The sequence below is a fragment of the Kitasatospora sp. NPDC004723 genome, from assembly GCF_040609255.1.
Taxonomy (GTDB): domain Bacteria; phylum Actinomycetota; class Actinomycetes; order Streptomycetales; family Streptomycetaceae; genus Kitasatospora.
In genome coordinates this window covers 1-4,361 of record NZ_JBEXJT010000094.1, presented here as the reverse complement: position 1 = coordinate 4,361, position 4,361 = coordinate 1, and the positions used below count along the sequence as shown (strand labels likewise).

Annotated in this window: 2 protein-coding genes; both read right to left on the bottom strand. The window is 72.1% G+C overall.

All coding sequences use genetic code 11. The annotated features are described in order from the left end of the window. The coding region (locus ABZW10_RS38570; RefSeq protein WP_355376360.1) for a beta-ketoacyl synthase N-terminal-like domain-containing protein at positions 1–1,520 on the bottom strand (1,520 nt) is incomplete at its 3' end. 51 nt (positions 1,521–1,571) lie between these two features. Beyond that, positions 1,572–4,361, bottom strand: a 2,790-nt coding sequence (locus ABZW10_RS38565) for an SDR family NAD(P)-dependent oxidoreductase (protein WP_355376358.1), incomplete at its 5' end; no start/stop codon positions are given.

The window sequence follows — 4,361 nt, the reverse complement described above, 5'->3', positions numbered from 1 at the left end:
CGGGTGATGTCCTGGTCGGGGTGGCTGGTGACGTGCTCGGCCAGGCGGGCGGCCTGGTCGCGCACGGCCTGCTCGGTCTTGCCCGACAGCACCCAGGGGACCACCGGCGGAGCAGGGAGTGCTTCAACCGATGCGGGCTCGGGTGCTTGTTCGAGGATGATGTGGGCGTTGGTGCCGCTGATGCCGAAGGAGGAGACGCCGGCCCGGCGCGGGCGGTCGGTCTCGGGCCAGGGCGTGGCCTCGGTCAGCAGGGAGACGGCCCCGGCCTCCCAGTCGACGTGGTGGGTGGGGGTGTCGACGTGGAGGGTCCTGGGCAGCAGGCCGTGCTGCATCGCCTGGACCATCTTGATGACACCGCCGACACCGGCCGCGGCCTGGGCGTGTCCGATGTTCGACTTGAAGGAGCCGAGCCACAGCGGCTGGTCGGCGGGCCGGTCCTTGCCGTAGGTGGCGAGCAGGGCCTGCGCCTCGATCGGGTCCCCGAGCCTGGTGCCGGTGCCGTGCGCCTCGACGGCGTCCACCTCGCCCGGCTTGAGGCCGGCACCGGCCAGCGCCTGGCGGATGACCCGTTGCTGCGCGGGCCCGTTCGGGGCACTGAGCTGGCTGCTCTTGCCGTCCTGGTTGACGGCGGTGCCACGGATGACGGCGAGCACGCGGTGGCCCATGGCCTGGGCGTCGGACAGGCGCTCCAGGAGGAGCATGCCGGCGCCCTCGGCCCAGGCGGTGCCGTCCGCCGAGTCGGCGAAGGACTTGCAGCGGCTGTCCGGGGACAGACCGCGCTGGCGGCTGAACTCCAGGAACATGCCCGGGGTGGCCATCACCGCGGCGCCGCCGGCGAGGGCCATGGTGCACTCGCCGTTGCGCAGGGCCTGGGCCGCCAGGTGCATGGCGACCAGCGAGGACGAGCACGCGGTGTCGACCGTGACCGCGGGGCCCTCGAACCCGAAGCTGTAGGCGATGCGCCCGGAGGCGACGCTGATGGTGTTGCCGGTCAGCAGGTAGCCTTCGACGCCTTCCGGGCCCTGGTGGGTGATGGAGGCGTACTCGTGCCCCGACACACCGGCGAACACGCCGGTCGTGCTGCCGCGCAGTTCGGCCGGGTCGATGCCGGCGTTCTCCAGCGCCTCCCAGGTCGTCTCCAGGAGGAGACGCTGCTGGGGATCGAGGGCCAGCGCCTCGCGCGGGCTGATTCCGAAGAAGCCGGCGTCGAAGCCGTCCGCCTCGTAGAGGAAGCCGCCCTCGCGGGCGTACGTCCGGCCGAGCGTTTCAGGGTCGGGGTCGTACAGGTTCTCCACGTCCCAGCCGCGGTTGGCCGGGAACGGGCCGACCGCGTCGACGCCGTCGGCGACCAGCTGCCACAGTCCCTCGGGCGAGCTCACGCCGCCCGGGAACCGGCAGCCGATGCCGACGATCGCGATCGGCTCGTTCCTGCCGGACTCCGACTCGGCCAGACGCTGGCGCGTCTGGTGCAGCTCGGCGGTGACCCGCTTCAGATAGTCGCGGAGCTTGTCCTCATTCACCATGAAACGCCAATCCCTGCGAAGTAGCCGGCATCAATTGCGATCACCACGTCAAGAAATCCCGAGTTCTTTGTCGATGAAGTCGAAGATCTCGTCGTCGGTAGCGGAGTCGAGCTTTTCCGCGGTGTCCGTGCTGTCGTCCAGTTCGCCCAGCTTGAGCAGGACTTCCTTCAGCCGGGCGGCCAGTCCGGTGCGCGCGTCGGGTACGAGAGCCGCGAGGTCGGATTCGATCCGGTCGAGCTCCGCCATGACCGGCAGGTCGACGGACGACGACTCCTCGGGGACGACCTCGGTCCGCAGGTGTGCGGCGAGCGCGGCCGGCGTCGGGTAGTCGAAGAGGACTGTGGCGGGCAGGCGCAGTCCGGAGCCGGAGTTGAGGTTGTTGCGGAGTTCGACGGCGGTCAGCGAGTCGATGCCCATTTCCAGGAATCCCCGATCGGCGTCGATCGTTCCCGGCGAGTTGTGCCCGAGGACGGCGGCGACCTGCGTACGGACGTGCTCCAGCAGCAGGACCGCCTGCTCTTCCTCGCTGCGACCCGCGAGAGCCTTGGCGAGGGCGTTGGTGACGACCGCGGTGCCCGCGCGGGCCGTGCGGCGGGCGGAGCCGCGCACCAGGCGGCGCAGCACTGCGGGCAGGCCGTCGCCGTCGTCCCGCGTGACGAGGCCGGCCGTGTTGATCTTGGCCGCGACCATGAACGCGTCGTCCAGGGACAGGGCGAGGTCGAAGAGCCGCAGGCCCTGCTCGCTCGGCATCGGCACCAGGCCGGTGCGGGCCAGGCGGGCCTGACCGGTGGCGTCGAGGGCGCTGCCCATGCCGGCCTCGGTGTCCCACAGGCCCCAGGCGACGGAGGTGGCGGGGAGTCCGTTGGTGTGGCGGTGCTGGGCGAGCGCGTCCAGGTAGGTGTTGGCGGCCGCGTACGTGGCCTGGCCCGCGCTGCCGATGACGCCCGCGATGGAGGAGAAGAGGACGAACGCCGAGAGGTCGGTGTCCTGGGTGAGCTCGTGGAGGTGCCAGGCCGCGTCGGCCTTGGGCCGGAGGACTGCGCTGAGCTGGTCCGGGGTCAGCGAGGTGATGGTGGCGTCGTCCAGGACGCCGGCGGTGTGGATGACGGCGGTCAGGGGGTGCTCGCCGGGAACGGCGGCGAGGAGGGCGGCGAGCGCGTCGCGGTCGGCGGTGTCGCAGGCGGTGATGGTCACCTGGGCACCGAGTGCGGTGAGTTCGTCGGCGAGTTCGGTGGCGCCGGGCGCCTGGGGACCGCGGCGGCTGGTGAGCAGCAGGTGTTGCGCGCCGTACTCGGTGACGAGGTGGCGGGCGACGAGAGCACCGAGGGCGCCGGTGCCGCCCGTGATGAGGATCGTGCCGTCCGGGTCGGGGAGGCGGGTGGTGCCGGCGGCCTCGTCCCGGTCCGGGAGGACCGCCTCGGCGAGCCGGGGGGCATACAACTGACCGTCACGTACGGCCAGGTGAGGCTCGCTCGCGGAGAAGGCGGCCAGGGCGTCGGGCAGTGCCCGGTAGGAGTCGGGCTTGTCGTCCACGTCGATCAGGACGATCCGGCCGGGCTGCTCCGACTGGGCGGAGCGGATCAGGCCGCAGACGGGAGCCGTCGCGAGATCGACGGCGTCGCCGTCCCGGGCGGTCACGGCTCCTCCGGTGAGCACGGCGAGCCGGGCCGAAGCCAGCCGGTCGTCGGACAGGAACTCCTGGACGGTACGGAGCACGTCCTGCCCCACCGCGTGGACCCGCGCCGGATCGGTGCTGTCGGTGCGCGCCACTGCGGTCACGACCAGTTCGGCAACGTCCGCGCCCTCTGCGAGGGCGGTCGAGAGGGCAGCCGGACCGTCGTACACCCGGACCGCCACCCCGGACGCGACGAGCGCGGCGGCGGCCTCGGAGTCCTCGGCACCCAGGACGGCCCACGGGACGGTCGGGGCCGCGTTCTCACCCGCCGGGCTCGGCACCTCGGTCCACTCCAGCCGGTACAGCGAGTCGCGCCGGCCGGAACGCGCCGCGGCCGCGAGTTGCTCGGCCGAGACCGGACGCATGGTCAGCGAGTCGATCGTCGCCACCGGCATGCCGGTGGCATCGGCGATCTCCAGCGTCACCGCGTCCTGGGCCGACCGCGTCAGCTTGACGCGCAGCCGCGTCGCCCCGAAGGAGTGCAGGGCCACGCCGTTCCACGAGAACGGCAGCCGGACGCCGTGCTCCTCGAACCACAGCATCAGCGGGTGCAGCGCGGCGTCCAGCAGCGCCGGGTGGATGCCGTACGTGGCCGCGTCGGAGTGGACCTCGTCGGGGAGGGCGATCTCCGCGTAGATCGTGTCGCCCTGCCGCCAGGCCGCCCTGAAGCTCTGGAACGCCGAGCCGTAGTGGTAGCCGCGGGCGGTGAAGCGGTCGTAGAACTCTGCGAGATCGACCGGCAGCGCTCCGGCCGGAGGCCATGCCGTGAGCTCCCTCGGCGCGCGCCCCGACCGGTCGGCGGAGAGGTGGCCGCTGGCGTGGTGCGTCCACTCGGCACCCTCGGCCGCCGCATTCTCCGGACGGGAGTGCACATCGAACGATCGCAGGCCTTCCGCGTCCGCCGCGCTGATCACCACGCGCAGCTGACGGGCCTCCTGATCCGGTACCGCGAGGAAGGAGTGATGCGTCAACTCCTCGATCCGGTCACAGCCGACCTGCTCGGCGGCGTGCAGCAGCAGGTCGATGAAGGCGGTGCCGGGCAGGACGACCGTGTCGTGCACGGCGTGCTCCGCCAGCCATGAGGGCGAGTTCTGCGTCAGGCGGCCGGTGAAGAGTTGTGTGCCTTCGGGGAGTTCGATGGTGGCGGTGAGGATGGGGTGGTG